17 protein-coding genes and 1 pseudogene are annotated in these 18,818 nt (G+C 63.4%); 5 read left to right on the top strand and 13 right to left on the bottom strand.

Going from position 1 to position 18,818, the window contains the following annotated elements:
- Nucleotides 1-39 precede the first annotated feature (39 nt).
- Nucleotides 40-1,989, bottom strand: a complete 1,950-nt coding sequence (edd, locus tag ACEN42_RS03185; RefSeq protein ID WP_371880603.1) for a phosphogluconate dehydratase — start codon at nt 1,987-1,989, stop codon at nt 40-42.
- 299 nt (nt 1,990-2,288) lie between these two features.
- Here edd and ACEN42_RS03180 point away from each other — a divergent pair, with 299 nt between their 5' ends.
- The 3 genes and pseudogenes from ACEN42_RS03180 to ACEN42_RS03170 all read left to right on the top strand — a co-directional run bounded on the left by ACEN42_RS03180 (nt 2,289) and on the right by ACEN42_RS03170 (nt 5,077).
- The gene (locus ACEN42_RS03180) at nt 2,289-3,128 is read left to right on the top strand and encodes a MurR/RpiR family transcriptional regulator (RefSeq protein ID WP_371880602.1); all 840 of its coding nucleotides are present in this window, start codon (nt 2,289-2,291) and stop codon (nt 3,126-3,128) included.
- An 83-nt stretch (nt 3,129-3,211) separates the two neighbouring features.
- Nucleotides 3,212-3,865: pseudogene (locus tag ACEN42_RS03175) on the top strand (hypothetical protein); the annotation flags it as partial.
- Between the two features lie 177 nt (nt 3,866-4,042).
- Nucleotides 4,043-5,077: a hypothetical protein gene (locus ACEN42_RS03170; RefSeq protein WP_371881140.1), complete on the top strand. Its 1,035-nt coding sequence runs from the start codon at nt 4,043-4,045 to the stop codon at nt 5,075-5,077.
- Here ACEN42_RS03170 and ACEN42_RS03165 read toward each other — a convergent pair.
- From ACEN42_RS03165 to ACEN42_RS03125, 9 genes are all read right to left on the bottom strand, one after another.
- Complete coding sequence (locus ACEN42_RS03165) at nt 5,064-5,480, bottom strand: CopD family protein (RefSeq protein WP_187606038.1); 417 nt, start codon at nt 5,478-5,480, stop codon at nt 5,064-5,066. The genes ACEN42_RS03170 and ACEN42_RS03165 overlap by 14 nt on opposite strands.
- A gap of 22 nt (nt 5,481-5,502) precedes the next feature.
- Nucleotides 5,503-6,774 carry a glutamate-5-semialdehyde dehydrogenase gene (locus ACEN42_RS03160; protein ID WP_371880601.1) on the bottom strand — a complete coding sequence of 424 codons (1,272 nt, stop codon included), beginning with the start codon at nt 6,772-6,774 and terminating at the stop codon, nt 5,503-5,505.
- A 109-nt stretch (nt 6,775-6,883) separates the two neighbouring features.
- Nucleotides 6,884-7,975: a DNA polymerase III subunit delta gene (gene holA, locus ACEN42_RS03155; RefSeq protein WP_371880600.1), complete on the bottom strand. Its 1,092-nt coding sequence runs from the start codon at nt 7,973-7,975 to the stop codon at nt 6,884-6,886.
- A gap of 19 nt (nt 7,976-7,994) precedes the next feature.
- Nucleotides 7,995-8,597, bottom strand: a complete 603-nt coding sequence (lptE, locus tag ACEN42_RS03150) for an LPS assembly lipoprotein LptE (protein ID WP_051627115.1) — start codon at nt 8,595-8,597, stop codon at nt 7,995-7,997.
- Nucleotides 8,597-11,191: a leucine--tRNA ligase gene (gene leuS, locus ACEN42_RS03145; protein WP_371880599.1), complete on the bottom strand. Its 2,595-nt coding sequence runs from the start codon at nt 11,189-11,191 to the stop codon at nt 8,597-8,599. Before leuS ends, lptE begins: the two co-directional genes overlap by 1 nt.
- 192 nt (nt 11,192-11,383) lie before the next feature.
- Nucleotides 11,384-11,824, bottom strand: coding sequence for a biopolymer transporter ExbD (locus ACEN42_RS03140; RefSeq protein ID WP_035507629.1), 441 nt, complete (start codon nt 11,822-11,824; stop codon nt 11,384-11,386).
- 12 nt (nt 11,825-11,836) lie between these two features.
- On the bottom strand, nt 11,837-12,502 hold the full coding sequence (locus ACEN42_RS03135) for a MotA/TolQ/ExbB proton channel family protein (RefSeq protein WP_238288310.1): 666 nt from the start codon (nt 12,500-12,502) through the stop codon (nt 11,837-11,839).
- 15 nt (nt 12,503-12,517) lie between these two features.
- Nucleotides 12,518-13,315, bottom strand: a complete 798-nt coding sequence (dapB, locus tag ACEN42_RS03130) for a 4-hydroxy-tetrahydrodipicolinate reductase (protein WP_371880598.1) — start codon at nt 13,313-13,315, stop codon at nt 12,518-12,520.
- 120 nt (nt 13,316-13,435) lie between these two features.
- Nucleotides 13,436-14,236, bottom strand: a complete 801-nt coding sequence (locus ACEN42_RS03125) for an outer membrane protein assembly factor BamE (RefSeq protein ID WP_187606044.1) — start codon at nt 14,234-14,236, stop codon at nt 13,436-13,438.
- 175 nt (nt 14,237-14,411) lie between these two features.
- On the opposite strand from ACEN42_RS03125, the gene fur reads away from it, so the two are divergent.
- Complete coding sequence (gene fur, locus ACEN42_RS03120; protein ID WP_035507641.1) at nt 14,412-14,840, top strand: ferric iron uptake transcriptional regulator; 429 nt, start codon at nt 14,412-14,414, stop codon at nt 14,838-14,840.
- A gap of 142 nt (nt 14,841-14,982) precedes the next feature.
- On the opposite strand, the gene ACEN42_RS03115 is transcribed toward fur, so the two are convergent.
- Genes ACEN42_RS03115 through ACEN42_RS03105 form a run of 3 tightly spaced genes read right to left on the bottom strand, consistent with a single transcriptional unit; the run spans nt 14,983 to nt 17,850 of the window.
- Nucleotides 14,983-15,492 (bottom strand): ureidoglycolate lyase, encoded by a 510-nt coding sequence (locus ACEN42_RS03115; protein WP_371880597.1) that lies wholly within the window; start codon nt 15,490-15,492, stop codon nt 14,983-14,985.
- A complete protein-coding gene (gene alc / locus ACEN42_RS03110) occupies nt 15,489-16,499 on the bottom strand; it encodes an allantoicase (RefSeq protein WP_371880596.1) in 1,011 nt (336 codons plus the stop codon). The genes ACEN42_RS03115 and alc overlap by 4 nt, the downstream gene beginning before the upstream one ends.
- 25 nt (nt 16,500-16,524) lie before the next feature.
- Nucleotides 16,525-17,850, bottom strand: a complete 1,326-nt coding sequence (locus ACEN42_RS03105) for a C4-dicarboxylate transporter DctA (protein ID WP_371880595.1) — start codon at nt 17,848-17,850, stop codon at nt 16,525-16,527.
- Nucleotides 17,851-18,078: 228 nt separating this feature from the next.
- Between ACEN42_RS03105 and ACEN42_RS03100 the strand changes: the two genes are divergently transcribed.
- Complete coding sequence (locus ACEN42_RS03100) at nt 18,079-18,771, top strand: FadR/GntR family transcriptional regulator (RefSeq protein ID WP_035507653.1); 693 nt, start codon at nt 18,079-18,081, stop codon at nt 18,769-18,771.
- Nucleotides 18,772-18,818 lie beyond the last annotated feature (47 nt).

Raw genomic sequence — 18,818 nt, 5'->3', positions numbered from 1 at the left:
GCCTTGTGGTCTATCCGCGGGTTCTCGACGTTGCGATGTTCAATGATGCGTGGCGTGCGCCTTGTTCAGCGCCGATGCCGCGGCGCGCGCGTTATCGCGAAGCGGATTCCTCTCCTGCGGGGCCGCCGCGCCGTTCGCCCCGTCGTGCGCGGACATTGCGCCGATCAGCGCGCCGAACACCGACGCGCCCTCTTCCGCCGGCAGCGCCGCGCTACGGAACACGCCGAACAGCTCGCGTCCGAATCCTGCTTCGTTGTCCGCCTGATGCAGCGGCGCCTGCACTTCGCGCGATGCCCACTCGTTCGCATCGATCTCGATGTCGAGCACGCCGGCGGGCGCGTCGATCACGAGCATGTCGCCGGTGCGGACTTTGCCGAGCGGCCCTTGGAGGAGCGCTTCGGGCGACACGTGAATGACCGCCGGCACCTTGCCCGACGCGCCCGACATGCGCCCGTCCGTGACCAGCGCGACATGGAAGCCCTGATCCTGCAGCACACCGAGCAACGGCGTCAAACGATGCAGCTCGGGCATGCCGTTCGCCCGCGCGCCCTGGAAGCGCACCACGGCGACGAAATCGCGCTTCAACTCGCCCTTGTCGAACGCTTCCTGCACTTCCTCTTGCGAGTTGAACACGATGGCCGGCGCCTTCACCACGCGATGCTCCGGCGCGACCGCCGAAATCTTGATGACGCCGCGCCCGAGCTTGCCCTGCATCAGACGCAGCCCGCCGTCCGGCTGGAACGGCTCGCCGATACCGCGCAGCACCTTGGTGTCGTGGCTTTCAGGCGCGCCGTCGACCCATTGCAATTTGCCGTCGATGAGCTTCGGCTCCTTCGTATAGTGCGAAAGTCCCTTGCCCGCGACCGTCTGCACGTCTTCGTGCAGCAAGCCGCCCTCGAGCAGATTGCGCACGAGGAACGCGACGCCGCCCGCCGCGTGGAAATGATTCACGTCGGCCTTGCCGTTCGGGTAGATCTTCGCGAGCAGCGGCACCACTTGCGAAAGCTCGTCGAAATCGTTCCAGTCGATCATGATGCCCGCCGCCCGCGCGATCGCCACGAGATGCAGCGTGTGGTTGGTCGAGCCGCCGGTCGCCAGCAGCGCGACGATGCCGTTCACGATCGCCTTTTCATCGACGACATGGCCGATAGGCGTGTAGTTGCCGCGTTCCAGCGTGATATCGAGCACGCGACGCGCGGCTTCGGCCGTGAGTGCGTCGCGCAGAGGCGTGTGCGGATGCACGAACGCCGCGCTCGGCAGGTGCAGCCCCATCACTTCCATGAGCATCTGATTGCTGTTGGCCGTGCCGTAAAACGTGCAGGTGCCGTGGCCGTGATACGCCGCCGATTCCGCTTCGAGCAGCGCGGCGCGATCGCATTTGCCGGTCGCGAATTCCTGACGCACCTTGGCTTTGTCGTCGTTGGTGAGGCCGCTCGTCATCGGGCCGGCGGGCACGAAAATGGTCGGCAGATGACCGAACTGCAGCGCGCCGATGGCGAGCCCCGGCACGATCTTGTCGCAGATGCCGAGGCACAGCGCCGCGTCGAACATGTTGTGCGTGAGCGCGACCGCAGTGCTCATCGCGATGACTTCACGCGAAAAGAGCGACAGTTCCATGCCGGCGTTGCCCTGCGTGATGCCGTCGCACATGGCGGGCACGCCGCCCGCGAATTGCGCGACGCCGCCGTGCTCGCGCGCCGCCTGCTTGATGATGTCGGGGAAGCTCTTGTACGGCGCATGCGCGGACAGCATTTCGTTATAGGACGACACGATGCCGATGTTCGGCTCGCGAATCGTCTTGATCGCTATCTTTTCCTCGCCTTCGAGCCCGGCGAAACCATGCGCCAGATTCGCGCACGAAAGCGCGCCGCGCGCCGGAAACTTGCCGTGCGCGGCATCGATGCGCGCCAGATATGCGGAACGCGTCGGCTTGCTGCGCTCGATGATGCGGTCGGTGACTTTTTTGAGTTGCGAATGCGGGGAAACCATCGAAGCTCCTTCGTCTAACGCCCGGCGCGCCTGCCGTCGAGGTTGGGTGGAATGTTGCAGGGAACGGCGTTCGAATCGTTGTCGTGCGATATTGCCGTGTTTCGCGATATTAGTAGAAAAACTACACGCTGACAATGAGGATTCGTGCCTCACTATTAAGTGACCGCATGGATCGAATCACTTATAGAGAAACGATCTACGGGAATTCCCTTAGTTTTCGACGGCACGTTCTGTAGTATTTGTACATGATCGATCTTCGGATATAGTCCAAGCAATTTTCAGCATAGGCGAGATTTCCGATGTTGCTGTCTCAAGTCGAAGCGAAGCGCGAGCAAATGCGGCCGTCGGAGCGCAAGCTGGCTGACTACGTGCTCGAAGCACCGCGCGAGGTACTCGACCTGTCGATGACCGATTTCGCCACGCGTGCCGGCGTCAGTCAGCCGACCATCGCGCGGTTCTGCCAGGCGCTCGGCTTTTCGGGCTTCCGGGAATTCAAGATCCGCCTCGCTCAAAACATAGCAGCGGACGTTCCCACCGTTTATCGCGATGTGCGCACGGACGAGCCGCCCGCAGGCGTCGCCGCGAAAGTGCTCGACCGGACCATCGGCGCGCTGATCGCCGTGCGCAATTCACTGTCGTCGGACAGCGTCGCGGCGGCTATCGCGATCCTCGCCGATGCGCGTCGCATCGAGTTCTACGGCGCGGGCGGATCGGGCATCGCCGCGCTCGATATGCAGCACAAATTTTTTCGGTTGGGCGTACCGTCTGTCGCATACTCCGATCCGCATACGTACACCACTTCCGCCGCACTGCTTGGCGCGGGCGATGTCGTCGTCGCGATTTCCAATACCGGGCGCACCCGAGACATTCTCGACGCGTGCAGATCGGCGTTGAACGGCGGCGCAAGGGTCATCGCGATCACGCACGGCCACTCGCCGCTCGCGCGCATGGCCACGGTTGGATTGTTCGCAAATGTCGATGAAGACACCGACATTTTTTCGCCGATGACATCGCGCGTATCGCATCTCGCGATCGGCGACATTCTGGCGGTTGGGCTGGCGCTGGCCCGCGGCCCCGCGCTGGCGGACAAGCTTGCCGAAGCGAAGGACGTGCTCGAAGGACGGCGGGTGGGAGCGTAGGCAGCGAAGGCTGCGTCCCCTTCAAATGAGGGGCGAATGATGGCCTATGCTGTCCATAATCTCGATCGTTTATCTGGATCCCCATGAACAGTTCGTTCTCCGTCGAGCGTTTCGAATCTTGCGTCCACGGCGGTAAGCCGGATGAAGCCATCGCGCAGCTTTCCGAGCTCAATGCATTGCTTCATAAAACACCGTCCGTTGATTTGCTGACTTTGACAGCGCCTTCCAAAGCATGGCCACGTCCGAGTAGAGAGTCGTTGCTTGAACGGTTCGCCTCTCGCATGGCGGCCGCCATCACCGCCTTTCTCGCGAATACCGAATTTTCGCTCACGGAAGCGCAACTCGCGCGTCTGTCAGGCTCTCGATCACTCATCCAGCACTTGCTCGGCGCCGCTCCCCTCAAGAATGCGGATCATGTCGCGCGCCGATTCCTTCCGGCCATTGAAGAAGACGGAACCGTTCGGCTCCCGTTTCCCGACGCGGTGAAGAGGCTCGGTCTTCTGTGCAATTCCGAATCCCTCCTGCCAATCGACTATTCCGCATGCATGCAGGTGGATCCGGTCGCCACGCTCAACCTGGCTATCGCGACGGCCGGTGAGATTCTTCCCGGCAGTGCCCACGCGCACCGCAAGCGCGAAGCACTTCTTGACTGGCTCGTCGAAGTTGTCGACGAACTGAACGATCTCCGGTGCATCGAGATGGGTGCATTGATCAACCTCTACATGTATTGCACCTATGCCGAGATCGAACACCGGCACGCGATCAAACGAAGCATCAATAAGCTCGTCCGCAGGACGCTCGCGAGCACAGGACTGGCTGATCTGGACACGGAACTCAGCGGCTCTCGACGCGCCGCCCGAGCGCGGCCGCTCATGCTCGTCGTGCTGGAATACTTTTCGGACGGCCATTCGATCATGCGCACTCATTCCCGCACGTTGTCGGCCGCACGCACCCATTTCGACGTTGTGGCGATGTGCGAAGCGGACGCTATCGGTAGTCTCGGACGCGAGGCTTTCACGCGCGTGATCGACTTGCCTAAGGACCAGGGCTTCGTGCCCAAGCTCGCCGCCGTTCGCAAATTCGCGGAGGCGGAATGCCCCGACGTTCTCTACATGCCCAGCGTGGGCATGTCATTATTGTCGGACTGTGTGTCCAACATGCGCCTCGCGCCGTTGCAGATCGCAGGATTGGGCCATCCCGCCACCACGCACTCGGAATGCATCGATTATGTGAGCGTCGAGGACGACTACGTCGGCGACCCAGCGTGTTTCAGCGAAGCCCTTCTTAGGCTTCCGAAAGATGGCCAACCCTACCGGCCTTCGCCGTTGATGGAAGCTGTCGCGCCCCGGAAGAAGAAGGCGGAAGGACGCGTCGATATCGGCATCGCCGCGAGCCTGATGAAACTCTCACCGAGCTTTATGGAGGCGTGCCGGCAGATTGCCGCACGCAGCAGCGTGCCGCTTCACTTCCATTTTCTGACGAGCGGCGGCGACGCCGTCACGATGATGCATCTGGCGAAGGTGGCCAGACAGGCGATCCTCACGAACAATGGAACTGTCGTGCCACATCAGGACTACATGGGTTACGTGAACTATCTCAACGACATGGACATGTTCCTGAGCCCGTTCCCTTTCGGCAACACGAACGGCATCGTGGACGCGTTCTCAGTGGGACTGCCGGGCATCTGCAAGACGGGCCGTGAAGTGTTCGAGCGGATCGACGGCGCGATGTTCATGCGCGCCTATATGCCCGGCTGGATGGTCGCGGAAACCGTCGAGGAATACGTCGAAGCCGCAGTGCGACTCGCGAACAATCACGAAGAGCGAGAATCGCTGCGCCGCTACATGCTCGAAAAGAACGTGGTGCAGCGATTCTTCGAAGGGCGTCCGGAAGTCTTCGGTGAAATGGTGCTCGATCTGGTCAACGAACAACGCCTCAAAACGGCTTGATCACCACGAGCAAGGTCGCGCCCAGCAGTCCAAGCACCGGCAGTTCATTGAACATTCGATACCACTTGTCCGAGCGCTTGTTTTCGCCACGCTGAAACGTGTGCAGCAAGCGCCCGCAATACGCGTGATAAGCGATCAGCAGAACGACGATGGTCAGCTTCGCGTGCAGCCAGCCCTGTCCCGCGCCGATCCCGACGACGAGCCACAGCCACAGCCCGCACGCGAGCGCGGGCACCGCGATGAACGTCATGAACCGGAACAGCTTGCGCGCCATCAGTAACAGACGCGCGGTGGCGGCGGAATCGGTTTCCATCGCGAGGTTCACGAAAATACGCGGCAGATAGAAAAGCCCCGCGAACCACGAAGCGACCAGCACGATATGCAGCGATTTGATCCAGAGCATCGTTCTTCTTGTCGACTCGCGCTTATTGACGGACTTCGCCGCGCCCCAGCACCACGTACTTGAGCGATGTCAGCCCTTCGAGACCGACCGGGCCGCGCGCGTGCAGTTTGTCGTTCGAAATGCCGATCTCCGCGCCGAGGCCGAATTCGAAACCATCGGCGAAGCGCGTCGATGCGTTCACCATCACGCTCGCCGAATCCACTTCGCGCAGGAAGCGCATCGCGCGGTCGTGATCTTCGGTGACGATCGCGTCGGTGTGATGCGAGCCGTAGGCGTTGATATGGTCGATGGCTTCATCGAGGCCGCCGACGATCTTGATCGACAGCACCGGCGCGAGATATTCCGTGCTCCAGTCTTCCTCGGTCGCATCGACGAGCCCGCCGATTTTCGCCGCTTCGAGCACGGCGCGCGCTTGCCCATCCACGCGCAGTTCGACTTCCTTCGCCTGATAAGCGCGGGCGAGTTGCGGCAACGACTGTTGCGCGATGCCGCGCGCGACGAGCAGCGTTTCCATCGTGTTGCAGGTGCCGTAACGATGCGTCTTCGCGTTGTCGCAAATGACGGCTGCCTTCGCGAGATCCGCGCGATCGTCCACGTACACGTGACAGATGCCGTCGAGGTGCTTGATCATCGGCACGCGCGATTCTTCCATCAGTCGCGCGATCAGGCTCTTGCCGCCGCGCGGCACGATCACGTCGACGAATTCGGTCATCGTGATGAGCTTGCCGACCGCCGCGCGATCCGCCGTCCCGACGACCTGCACCGCATCCTGCGGCAAGCCCGCCGCTTCCAGTCCGACGCCGATCAGCTTCGCCAGCGCCGTGTTGCATTCGAGCGCCTCGGAGCCGCCGCGCAGAATGGTCGCGTTGCCCGATTTGAGGCACAGCGCGGCCGCGTCGATGGTCACGTTCGGCCGCGATTCATAGATGATGCCGATCACACCGAGCGGCACGCGCATCTGACCGACCTGAATGCCGCTCGGACGGAATTTGAGCCCGCTGATTTCGCCGATCGGATCGGCCAGTGCAGCCACTTGCCGCAAGCCTTCGACCATCGTATCGATCGCTTTGTCCGAGAGCGTCAGGCGGTCGATGAACGCCGCATCGTGGCCCTTCTCGCGCGCGCGCGCGAGGTCGCGGCCGTTCGCTTCCTTGAGCGCTTCACGCTCGCGTTCGATGGCGTCCGCCACCGCGTTGAGCGCCGCATTTTTCGCCGCCGTCGACGCCCGCGCCATCGCGCGCGACGCCGTGCGCGCGCGTCGACCGAGGTCGGTCATGTATTGATCGATGTTCATCGTGAGTCTCTTCGGTGATCCGCTTTCTTGAGCCGCTTTCAGGGCCGAAGCGTCGGTGCATTCATTCTAAGCTGTTGCGCGGATTGCAACAGCGTGTGACAGAAGCGTTCTAGCGACGCGGTCGTGGCGCTGGCGCGGCCTGCCCCGGCTTGCCGCCGTGCGCGACCGCCATCGCGAGTTCGAACATGCCGGCCCACGGGTCCGGCGGTGGCTCGCTGCCGCGCTTTCCGGTGCTTCCGGAAAGCCCTTTCACCTGACGGTCCAGTCGCGCCGCGAGCGACAGCGCCTTTTCGAGCGCCTCGTCCGTCACGCGCGAGAGCGCCGGGCCGATCAGCCGTTCGCGCGGCCCCCACACGCGGTTCTCGCGCATGAGCGTGGCGAGCGGCTTGCCCGCCGCGACGCCGCGCTTGATGCGCAACAGCGTGCGCACTTCCTCGACGAGCGCCCACAGCACGAGCACGGCGGCTTCGCCTTCGCCCTTCAGACCGTCGAGCATGCGCGCGAGGCGACCGACATCGCCCGTCAGCATCGCTTCGTTGAGCTTGAACACGTCGTAGCGCGCGACGTTCAGCACGGCGTCGTGAATCTGCTCGAACGTAAGCACGCCTTCGGGATACAGCAGACCAAGCTTCTGAATTTCCTGATGCGCGGCGAGCAGATTGCCTTCCACCCGTTCCGCGATGAACGACAGCGCGCGCCGCCCTTCCTCGCCGGGCGCGACGCGCTGCCCTTGCTGCGCGAGCCGCTGACCGACCCACATCGGCAATTGCACGCGTTCGACCGGATCGATCTTCAGCGCGACGCCCGCGCCGAGCAGCGCGGTGAACCACGCCGACTTCTGCGTCGCGCCGTCGAGACGCGGCAGGGTGACGAGCGTCACGACGTCCGGATTATCGGCACCGGCGAGCGTCTTCAGCGCTTCCGCGCCTTCCTTGCCGGGCTTGCCGGTTGGAATACGCAGCTCGATAAGCTGACGGTCGCCGAAGAGCGACATCGACTGCGTGGCGCCGATGAGCGCGCTCCAGTCGAAACCGCGCTCGACAGTGAACACCGTGCGATCCGTGAAGCCGCCCGCGCGCGCGGTGGCCCGGATGCGGTCGCACGCTTCCTGCGCGAGCAGATGCTCGTCGCCGTAGACGACGTACAGCCCCTTCAGGCCTTTCGCGAGGTGCGCTTCGAGCGCGTCGAGCTTCAGTTGCATGATGCTGGCGAGCGCGCGATCAGAGCGGCGGCACCGGCAGCGGCGCGCGCGGCGCGACGCCTGGCGTCTGCTCGCCCGGCGCCGGATGCAGCGAACGCACCGTCGCGAGACGGCGGGTCAACTGGTCGACGGCGTCGTTGCGCATGTCGTTGTAAAGCAGTACGGATTCCTGGCCCTTTGCAAGCGTGTATTGATCGCTGTAGGTCATCGAACGATTCAATACGATGGCGCTCGGCGGAATCAGCAGCGTGCCGTCCGCGCCCATCAGCGAGTAATTCACGCTGTACACGAGCTCGTATTCCTGCACGACGCCCTGCGCGTTCAGGCTCAGCGTGCGCAGACCCGTCCCTTCGGACAAATTGAGCGTCGCGTCCGGCTTCTCGAAAGGCTTGACGATCACCGTGTCGCTGCCGCCCTGAACCATGCGCTCGAGGCGCGCGACCATCTGCGGCGCGCCGCCCGTGATCGCGAGCCGCTTGAACGCATAGTCCTGCTGCCCACGCAGTTGAAAGCCGCATGCCGACAGCGCGGCCGCGCCGCCCACGAGCGCAAGGAACGAGCGCCTGCTTACGCCTTTCTCGACGGCTTTCCCGGTCACATCGACTCCCCTGGTTTTGCGCATCAGACGACCACGTTGACGAGACGCCCCGGCACCACGATCACCTTCTTCGGCGCGCGGCCCTCCGAAAACTTCGCAAACATTTCGTGCGCGATCGCGGCCTTTTCGATGATTTCGCGCGATGCGTCCTTCGCGACCGTCAGCGCGCCGCGCACCTTGCCGTTGACCTGCAGCACGAGCTCGATCTCCGATTGCTCGAGCGCGGCCTCGTCGACCTTCGGCCAAGGCGCGTCGAGCAGCGGGCCGAATTCCTTTTCGTAGCCGAGTTCCGACCACAACTGGAACGTCACGTGCGGCACAACGGGATACAGCACGCGCAGCAGCACGCCGAAGGTTTCATTCAGCACGCCGACGCCCGCGTTCTTCGCGCCATCGACCGCGTTGAGCATCTTCATCGCCGCGGACACCACCGTGTTGTACTGCAGGCGGCCGTAGTCGAAATCGGCCTGCTTGAGCACGGTGTAGATTTCGCGGCGCAGCGTTTTGTCCGCATCGTTGAGCGCCGATGCATCGAGCTTCGCGTGCTGGCGCAGCGCATCGGCGTTGTCGTGCGCGAAATGCCACACGCGGCGCAGGAAGCGGCTCGCGCCTTCCACGCCCGCGCCCGACCATTCGAGCGACTGCTCCGGCGGCGCTGCGAACATCACGAAGAGGCGCGCGGTATCCGCGCCGTACTGATCGATCAGCGTTTGCGGATCGACGCCGTTGTTCTTCGACTTCGACATCTTCTCGACGCCGCCGAGCACGACCGGCTGACCGTCGGCGTTGAGCGTCGCGCCGGTCGGACGGCCCTTGTCATCGTGCGCGACGGTGACATCGAGCGGGTTGTACCAGGTCTTCTTGCCGGCCGCGTCTTCGCGATAGAACGTTTCGTTCAGCACCATGCCCTGCGTGAGCAGATTCTTCGCGGGCTCGCCGAACTTGATGAGGCCCATGTCGCGCATGACCTTCGTCCAGAAACGCGAATACAACAGGTGAAGAATCGCGTGCTCGATGCCGCCGATGTACTGATCCATCGGCATCCAGTAATCGGTGCGCTCGTCGACCATCGTCTGCGCGTCCGGCGCGCTGTAGCGCGAGAAGTACCAGGACGAATCGACGAAGGTGTCCATCGTGTCGGTTTCGCGCTTCGCCGCCGCGCCGCATTTCGGGCACGCGCAGTTCAGGAACGCTTCGGACTTCGCGAGCGGATTGCCCGAGCCGTCCGGCACGAGGTCTTCCGGCAGCACGACAGGCAGATCCTTTTCCGGCACCGGCACGTCGCCGCAGCTCGGGCAGTGGATGATCGGAATCGGTGTGCCCCAGTAACGCTGGCGCGAGATGCCCCAGTCGCGCAGGCGCCAGGTGATCTGCTTGTCGCCGAAATCCTTCGCCTTGAGATCGGCGGCGATCGCGTCGATCGCTTCCTCGGTGGTCATGCCGTCGTACTTGCCGCTGTTGATGAGACGGCCCGCGGTCTTGTCGCCGTACCACTCTTCCCAGGCATCGGTCGAATAGGACTTGCCTTCGATGTCGATCACCTGATTGATGGCCAGGCCGTACTTCTTCGCGAAGGCGAAATCGCGCTCGTCGTGCGACGGCACACCCATCACCGCGCCTTCGCCGTAGGACATCAGCACATAATTGCCGATCCAGACTTCGACCTGCGCGCCCGTCAACGGATGCGTGACGAAAAAGCCGGTGGGCACGCCCTTCTTTTCCATCGTGGCGACATCGGCTTCCGCCACGCCGCCGCGCTTGCATTCGTCGATGAACGCCTGCAGATCCGCGTTGTCGCGCGCGAGGCGCGTGGCGAGCGGATGTTCCGCCGCGACTGCCGCGAACGTGACGCCCATGATGGTGTCGGCGCGCGTGGTGAAGACGCGCAGCAGTTTCGCTTCGCCGTCGATTTCATACGGAAAGCCGAAGTTCACGCCGAAGCTCTTGCCGATCCAGTTCTGCTGCATGATCTTGACGCGCTCGGGCCAGCCGAGGCCTTCGAGATCGTCGAGCAACTGGTCCGCGTAATCGGTGATACGCAGGTAGTACATCGGGATTTCGCGCTTTTCGACGAGCGCGCCCGAGCGCCAGCCGCGCCCATCGATGACCTGCTCGTTCGCGAGCACGGTCTGATCGACCGGATCCCAGTTCACCGTGCCGGTCTTCTTGTACGCGATGCCCTTTTCCAGCATCTTCAGGAACAGCCACTGGTTCCACTTGTAGTAGTCCGGCGAGCACGTGGCGACTTCGCGCGACCAGTCGATGGCGAGGCCCATCGACTGCATCTGCTTCTTCATGTACGCGATGTTCTCGTACGTCCACTTCGCCGGCGGCACGTTGTTCGCCATCGCCGCGTTCTCGGCAGGCATGCCGAACGCGTCCCAGCCCATCGGCATCAGCGTGTTGTGACCGTTCATGCGCAGATAACGGTACATCACGTCGTTGATGGTGTAGTTGCGCACGTGACCCATGTGCAGCTTGCCCGACGGATACGGCAGCATCGAGACGCAATAGAACTTGGGCTTGGCCGACGTCTCGGTCGTCCGATAGACGTCGTTCGCACGCCAGTTGCTCTGCGCGGCGGATTCGACGTCGGCGGGTACGTATTTATCGTGCATGGTGTGGTTTGGCTTTCGGCAAATGCTGGGAACGGACATTGGAACCAGCCGCATCGATATGAGCGGCGAGTCCAGGCGCTGCGGCATTGCTGACACGGCGCGGCGTCGGAATTCGGGTCTGCCGGCTTCTGCAAGGCCCGCCGAACGGGGAAAAACGCGATTATACCGTTCGATGCGCGGCAACTCGCGCGCTTATCGCGCGGGCGCCTGTGCCTGCGACCGCGCGGGCTGCGTGACGAAGCCTATGCGCTCCAGCCCCGCCTGCTGCGCCGCGCCCATCACCTGCGCGATGATTTCGTAGCGCGTCGCGCTCGACGCTCGCAAATGCAGCTCGGGCTTTTGCGCCGTCTTGCCCGCATCGGCGAAACGCGCACGCATCTGGTCGAAGCTGACGGGCGTGTCGTTCCAGAAGAGCTTGCCGGCGTCGTCGATGGAAAGCGTGATGGTTTGCGGCGTCTCGCGCGCGGGCTGCGACGCGACTTTCGGCAGATCCAGCCGGATCGCGTGCGTGAAGAGCGGCGCCGTGATGATGAAGATGACGAGCAGAACGAGCATGACGTCGATGAGCGGCGTCATGTTGATGTCGGCCATCGGCTGGCCGTTGGATTTCTTGTCGAGTCCGCCGAAGGCCATCGCCGCGCGCTCCTAGTCGGCCGGACCGCAGACGAACGCGTGCAGATCGTGCGCGAAGCCGTCGAGCTCCTCGGAAATCTGCCGCACGTAGCGGCCGAGCACGTTGTAGGCGAGCACGGCGGGAATCGCGACGACCAGCCCGAACGCCGTCATGATGAGCGCCTCGCCGACCGGCCCGGCGACGTTTTCGATCATCGCCTGCCCGCTCGACGCGATGCTGACCAGCGCGTGATAAATGCCCCACACGGTGCCGAGCAGGCCGACGAACGGCGCCGTGCTGCCCACCGATGCGAGCAGAACCTGGCCGAATTCGAGTCTGCGTTGCGAGCGGAGCAACGCATGACGCAGCGCGCGCAGGACGCGTTCGCTGCGCTCCACGCGAGCGAGCAGCGCGCCGGGCATTTCAGCTTCCGACGCGCGCCACGCGGCTTCGGCGAGCGGCAGAAACACGCGCTCGCGATCGGCGCGCTGCAATGCGCCGATCCCGTCTTTCAGACTGGACGCCTGCCAGAAACGCTGTAGCGCACGCGGGCCTTGCCATTTCGCACGCGCGAGAATCCACGCCTTCACGAGCAGGAAGCACCAGCTCGCGAGCGACATCGCGAGCAGCAAGCCCGCGACCGCGTGCGTCACGGCATCGCCGGATTGCAGATAGTGGATTACGCCCGTTGCGGCCATCGTCGCGAAGATGAATCAGCGCAGGCCGAGGACGTCCTGCATGTCGAAGAAGCCCTTGTCGTGCCCTTGCAGGAAGCGCGCGGCGCGCAGCGCGCCTTGCGCATAGGACAGACGGCTCGCCGACTTGTGCGTGATCTCGATACGCTCGCCGATGCCCGCGAAGAGCACCGTGTGATCGCCGACGATATCGCCGCCGCGAATCGCGGAGAAGCCGATGGTCGACGGATCGCGCTCGCCCGTCACGCCTTCGCGCGCGTACACGGCGCAGTCCTTCAGATCGCGGCCGAGCGCTTGGGCGATCACCTCGCCCATCGCGAGCGCGGTGCCGGACGGCGCGTCGACCTTGTGCCGGTGATGCGCCTCGATGACCTCGATGTCGTAGCCCTGCGCGAAATGCTTCGCCGCAAACTCGAGCAGCTTCAGCGTGACGTTCACGCCGACGCTCATGTTCGGTGCGAACACGACGCCGATCTTCTCGCCCGCCTGCTTCAACTGCGCCTTCTGCTCGTCCGAGAAACCCGTCGTGCCGATGATCATCTTCACGTTGTGGCGCAGCGCGGCTTCGAGATGCGCCATCGTGCCTTCGGGGCGCGTGAAGTCGATCAGATAATCGGCGTCGGCGAACACGCGCTCGATGTCGTCGGTCAGCAAAACGCCCGTGGTTTTGCCAAGGAAAGCGCCCGCGTCCTGCCCGAGTTGCGGCACGCCGGGCCGGTCGAGCGCGCCGGCGAGCTGCGCTTCGGAATCGTTGAGAACGGTTTCGATCAGCATCCGGCCCATGCGGCCCGACGCCCCGGCGATGGCGATCTTCATGGCAGTCTCGTGTTGAACCGCGCGCAACACGCGCGATGGATGATGCGGATTGACGATGCGGCTGAAGCGGCGCGGCGTGAAAACGCGCAGCGCGGCTTCAGCTTCAAACGGCTGAACTGCTTACTGGCTTTGCTGCGGCAGATAGAACTGCGCCTGGCCGCCCGCATTGGCCGGCGCCGGCGATGTACCCGCCGGACCGACCGCGCTGCTGTCCGGAATGTTGATCGTCTGCGGGCGGCGCTGCAATTGAATCTGCGAGTTGCTGCCGCTCTGGCCGCTCGATCCGGGCGCGCCACCCGCCGTCTGCGGCACGTTCACGCGCACCGACGACTGCGTGCGGCCCGTCGGCGTGTCGATCTGCGCCGTTGCGCGATTGGCTGCCTGCGCGGCTTGCTGATTGGCGTCGCCCGCAAACGCGGCCGCGGTATTCGGCTGCGTGGACGGCTCGCCGGAAGGCGCGGTCACCGCCGCCGTCGATGCCACCGCCGCCGATGCCGCCGCGGGCGCGGCCGCCTTCGCGACCTTGACGCCCTTGTCGCCGTCGATCTCCGCGAGCAGTTCGAGGTTGGACGGCAGGTTCTCGCCGCCCGACCAGCTCACGACGCGATCGCTCGCGAAGTTTACGACGAAGTCACGCTGCTGGACGATGGACGTCGATCCGCGTTTGAAATAGAACACATAGTCCCAGCGATCGGCGTGGAACATGTCGGTCAGAAGCGGCGTGCCCAGAAGCTGCTTCACCTGATCACGCGACATGCCGACCTGCATCTGGCTCGCCGCTTCCTGCGAAACGAAATTGCCTTGCACGACCGTGATCCGATACGGTGTGATGCTTTGCGCGATCTTCTGCGTGACGCTGTCGTACGCCGAGCAGCCGGCGAGCAATGCGGCCAAGGTTGCTGCGATCACGGTTCCCCGCATGCGACGGCTCTCCCTGCAATTCGATAAAGATTTGGAAAACATTTCACCTTTCACGCGAGGCGCTCCGAGGTCGCGCTCTTTTCATCCAATTCTCCTTGCGTCCGCACGGGATGTCGGGAATTGGAAAAACGCATTACTATGAGAACCTTGAATTGTACTCTAGGGATGCCTAGCCATGACCAATCCCGCCGATCTCAAAAATATCGGGCTCAAGGCGACCCTGCCCCGCCTCAAGATTCTCGAAATTTTTCAGCATAGCCCGGTGCGCCATCTGACCGCCGAAGACGTGTATCGAAGCCTGCTCAACGAAGAGCTCGATATCGGTCTCGCGACGGTTTATCGCGTGCTCACGCAGTTCGAGCAAGCCGGCCTGCTGTCGCGAAGCAATTTCGAATCGGGCAAGGCCGTGTTCGAGCTCAACGAGGGATCGCATCACGATCACCTCGTGTGCATCGACTGCGGCCGCGTGGAAGAGTTCTTCGATGCCGAGATCGAACGCCGTCAGCAATCGATCGCGAAGGATCGCGGCTTCAAGCTCCACGAGCATGCGCTCGCGCTGTACGGCGCATGCACGAAGGAAAACTGCCCGCACCGCAAGCATTGAGGTTCGCGCGCCGCTCGTCGGCGCGTGGATGTGAAAACCGCCGTCCATCGGCTCGATGGACGGCGGTTTCGTTTCGTCTATACGTTTCGTGTCCTGCGTCTGCGATCGATTCGCAGTTGCATTACGATTCGCGCGACGTGTCTCAAGCGGCGTGCACTTCGTGTTCGATCAGTGTGTATCGCTCCGGCAGATCGATCTCGTCGCAATTCGGCAGATCGCCACCGCGATCCACGACGATGAAATCCGCCGCTTTGTCGAGCACTATCAGCGGGTGATGCCAGACGCCGCGCGCATAGTTCACGCCCTGCCAGCCGCGTGCGTAAAACGCGCGCATCGCGGCGGGATCGAACTCGCCCGCAGGCGCGACGACCACGAGATAGCGCACGTCCGCGAGCGGCACGAACGCCTGACTGCCGAGCGGATGCCGCTCCATCATCGAGATCACGACGGGCTGCGGGCGCGGTTGGCCGCGAAACACGTTGATGAGCGGCCGCCCTCCGCTTTCGAAACCGACCTCCACGTTGGCAAGATCGTGGAAGCGCTCGGTCGTGCCCGCGTTGATCGGAAAATGGCGCGCGCCTTCGAGTTCGATGACATCGCCGAACGGGGCGAAGGCTTCGCGCGTCAGCGGTTCCAGCGTCAGCGTTCTCATTCGATCTCTCCGAAGATGCGCAGCCGCGACACCCCGCCATCCGGATAGATATTGAAGCGCACGTGCGTCACCGGTCCGAGCGCGGCGATCTCGTTCTCGAAGCGATGCACGTTGTCCATCGAGAGCTTTTGTTCGCCGAGCAGCACGGGCCAGAACATCGCCTGCGTGACGAGCGACTCATCCGTGCCGCCTTTCACGCGTGCCGCCTGCAGCGAGCAGCGATCCGGATAGTTGCCCTTGAAGTGCGCCGTATCGACTTCGATCGCGCGGATCACGCCGGGATTCGCCAACGCGACGATCGCCCAGTCATTGCCCGGCTCGCGACGCCGACGCGTTTCCCAGCCGTCGCCCATGTTCACGCCGCGCCCAGGCATCAGCATCTGCGACGCGGGACCGAAGTGCTGATTGTTCGCCGCGACGAGATACGCGCCGTTTTCGATCGCCGCGAGATCGAGCAGCGTGCCGCGTTCCACGCGCGAGAAATCCGTCTTCGGCTGTCCGTAGACGCGCAGCCGCGCGATGCCGCCATCGGGATAGATGTTCACGCGCAGATGCGTGTATGCGCGCGTATCGCCGATCTCGACATAGTGATGATGATTACCCTGCAGCGTCGTCGCCGGCACGATCTCGCGCCAGTCGCCGTCTTCCTGCGGATTGCCGCGTTCGCTGTAGCACGCTTCGATCGACGCAGCCGGCGGGAAATTGCCGGTGAAGTGGCTCGTATCGATATCGATGCCGTGAATCACGCCCGCACGCGCGAGCTTGACGATGCAGTAGTCATAGCCCGTCGTGCGCTTGCGGCGCGTCTCCCAGCCGTCCATCCACTTGCCGTGCTCGTCGTACTTGCCGGGAATGAACACCGCGGGTTGCGGCTCCAGCATGCGCTCCTTCGGCGCGAAGAATTCGTCGGTGGCGAAGAGCGCCTGCGCGCCGAGCCGCGGGTCCGCGAGGTTCATGTAGCGGCGGGCGAAAGCGGGAGCGTCTGCGTCGAGAATCGGGTTGGCCATTTCAGTTTCCTTCGGTTGCGGTGAATCAAACTGCGTGTGCGTTTTCATGACCGTGACCGTGCGCGGCTTCCGGCGCGGCGGGCACGAAGCGGTATTCGGCGTCCTGGTCGAGCACGCGCTTGGCGCGCGCCCGGTCGATGTCTTTCTCCCACACGGCGACGACCACCGTCGCCACGCAGTTGCCGATCAGGTTGGTCACGGCACGCGCGATGCCGACGAACCAGTCGACCGGCAGGATCAGCACGAGGCCGAGCACGGGAATCGCGGGAATCGCGGAGAGCGTCGCGGCCAGGATCACGATGGCCGAGCCGGGAATGCCGTGCGCGCCCTTCGAGGTCACCAGCGACACGAGCACGACGACGATCAGGTCATGCAGCGACAGCGGCGTGTTGGTCGCCTGCGCGATGAAGATCACCGCGAGCGTGAGATAGATCGAGAAGCCATCGAGGTTGAACGAGTAGCCGGTCGGAATCACGAGACCGACGGTCGAATCCTTCACGCCCATCCATTCGAGCTTGCGCATGATCTGCGGCAGCACGGCATCCGATGAAGCCGTGCCGAGCACGATCGAGAGTTCTTCACGCAGATAGCGAATGAGCTTGAAGATCGAGAAGCCCGCGAGGCGCATCACCACGCCCAGCACGACGAACACGAACAGGAAGCAGCTCGCGTAGAACACCATGACGAGCAGACCCAGTTGCTTGAGGGACGCGACGCCGTACTGGCCGGTCGTGAACGCGATCGCGCCGAGCACGCCGAGCGGCGCCAGCTTGATGATGAACGCCATGATGCGGAAGAACACGTTCGACAGTTCGTCGATGAAAACCGTCACGCGTTGCGCCTTGTCGCCGAGCATCGAGAGCGCCGCGCCGAACAGGATGGCGAACACGAGCACTTGCAGGATGTCGCCTTTTGCGAAGGCATCGATCGCGGTGTCGGGGATGATCTTCAGCAGGAAACCCGCGGTGTCCTTCAGGCTCTTCGCGTGCTCCGTGTACGTGGCGAGCGACGCCGCGTTGAGCGTATGCAGATCGATATTCATGCCGACGCCCGGACGCGTCACCCACGCGAGAATCGCGCCGATCACGAGCGCGATGGTCGTCATGATCTCGAAGTAGATGACCGCCTTCAGTCCGACGCGCCCGACCTTCTTCAGATCGCCCGCGCTCGCCATGCCGCTCACGACCACGCAGAACACGATCGGCCCGATCACCATCTTGATGAGCTTCAGAAAGCCGTCGCCCAAGGGCCGCAACGATTGGCCGAACTGCGGAAACAGCGCGCCCACCACGATGCCGATAACCAGCGCAATCATTACCCTGCCGAACAGCGAATTTAGAAATCTCGACACGACCGTCTCCTCGTGTAATGTCTCAGGACCCGAGCAACTGTTCCGACTGGTCGGACCAGTGCTGTGATGTGGAATATTAGAAAGCCGATATATCCCCGTCAAGGAAGCATTCGTAGCGGTATACCCTGTTCGATCCGGGCACGAAAATGCGCGCGAAACGGTCGTTCACACGCGCTCGCGGCACGCGCATACAATGGCGGTCAGACCGGCCAATACTGTTTTCTTCCTATGAAAAACGTCCCGCATACCGTGACCGACGCCGCGATCGCAACCATTCGCGAACGCATCGAATCGAGCATGTACCCGGTCGGGAGCTTGCTGCCGGCGCAACGGCAACTATCCGAGGAACTGTCGATCAGCCGGGCGTCGCTGCGCGAGGCGCTTTCGACGCTCGAAGCGCTCGGCATGCTGCACATACGGCCGGGCAAGGGTGTGTATGTCAACAACGCGCAGGCGAGCACCGCGCATCCGTGGCGTTTCGCGGATCAGGCATCGCTGCCCGACACGTATCAGATGCGCTTCGCGCTGGAAGGATTCGTCGCGCGGCTCGCGGCGCATTCGATCGGCGATTCGGACATCGACTGGCTCGACGACAATCTCGATTCGCTGCACGGGGCGCTAACGGAATCGGCGCTCGAAGAAGCCGCGCAACTGGACTTCGCGTTCCACATGCGCATCGTGAGCCTCGCGGGAAACGCTGCGATCGAATCGATCCTGCGCGGCAGCGCCGACATCATGAAGGAAAGCCAGCGCCTGCCGTTTTATCGGCGCGAACTGGTGCTGTCGACGTATCACGAGCACGCGATCATCATCGAAGCGTTGAAGGCGCGCGACGGAGAGAAGGCCGGCCGCGCAATCGAAGGGCACATCGTCAATGCGGCGCAGCGCGCGGGCGTGCATTTTCCGGTGCCGAACAGATAAAGCACGGCACTTCCCGATGGGTTCGCGGTCTCAGCAAGGGCCGTGCG

It is taken from the genome of Caballeronia sp. S22, assembly GCF_964261745.1.
Taxonomy (GTDB): Bacteria; Pseudomonadota; Gammaproteobacteria; order Burkholderiales; family Burkholderiaceae; genus Caballeronia; species Caballeronia jiangsuensis.
The sequence above is the reverse complement of the archived record's forward strand: the minus strand, read 5'-3'. Positions and strand labels throughout refer to the sequence as shown.

Coding starts and splice junctions, on each gene's coding strand:
- edd (WP_371880603.1), bottom strand. CDS start 1,989: ATGGTTTCCCCGCATTCGCAACTCAAAAAAGTCACCGACCGCATCATC.
- ACEN42_RS03180 (WP_371880602.1), top strand. CDS start 2,289: ATGTTGCTGTCTCAAGTCGAAGCGAAGCGCGAGCAAATGCGGCCGTCG.
- ACEN42_RS03170 (WP_371881140.1), top strand. CDS start 4,043: ATGCGCACTCATTCCCGCACGTTGTCGGCCGCACGCACCCATTTCGAC.
- ACEN42_RS03165 (WP_187606038.1), bottom strand. CDS start 5,480: ATGCTCTGGATCAAATCGCTGCATATCGTGCTGGTCGCTTCGTGGTTC.
- ACEN42_RS03160 (WP_371880601.1), bottom strand. CDS start 6,774: ATGAACATCGATCAATACATGACCGACCTCGGTCGACGCGCGCGCACG.
- holA (WP_371880600.1), bottom strand. CDS start 7,975: ATGCAACTGAAGCTCGACGCGCTCGAAGCGCACCTCGCGAAAGGCCTG.
- lptE (WP_051627115.1), bottom strand. CDS start 8,597: ATGCGCAAAACCAGGGGAGTCGATGTGACCGGGAAAGCCGTCGAGAAA.
- leuS (WP_371880599.1), bottom strand. CDS start 11,191: ATGCACGATAAATACGTACCCGCCGACGTCGAATCCGCCGCGCAGAGC.
- ACEN42_RS03140 (WP_035507629.1), bottom strand. CDS start 11,824: ATGGCCTTCGGCGGACTCGACAAGAAATCCAACGGCCAGCCGATGGCC.
- ACEN42_RS03135 (WP_238288310.1), bottom strand. CDS start 12,502: ATGGCCGCAACGGGCGTAATCCACTATCTGCAATCCGGCGATGCCGTG.
- dapB (WP_371880598.1), bottom strand. CDS start 13,315: ATGAAGATCGCCATCGCCGGGGCGTCGGGCCGCATGGGCCGGATGCTG.
- ACEN42_RS03125 (WP_187606044.1), bottom strand. CDS start 14,236: ATGCGGGGAACCGTGATCGCAGCAACCTTGGCCGCATTGCTCGCCGGC.
- fur (WP_035507641.1), top strand. CDS start 14,412: ATGACCAATCCCGCCGATCTCAAAAATATCGGGCTCAAGGCGACCCTG.
- ACEN42_RS03115 (WP_371880597.1), bottom strand. CDS start 15,492: ATGAGAACGCTGACGCTGGAACCGCTGACGCGCGAAGCCTTCGCCCCG.
- alc (WP_371880596.1), bottom strand. CDS start 16,499: ATGGCCAACCCGATTCTCGACGCAGACGCTCCCGCTTTCGCCCGCCGC.
- ACEN42_RS03100 (WP_035507653.1), top strand. CDS start 18,079: ATGAAAAACGTCCCGCATACCGTGACCGACGCCGCGATCGCAACCATT.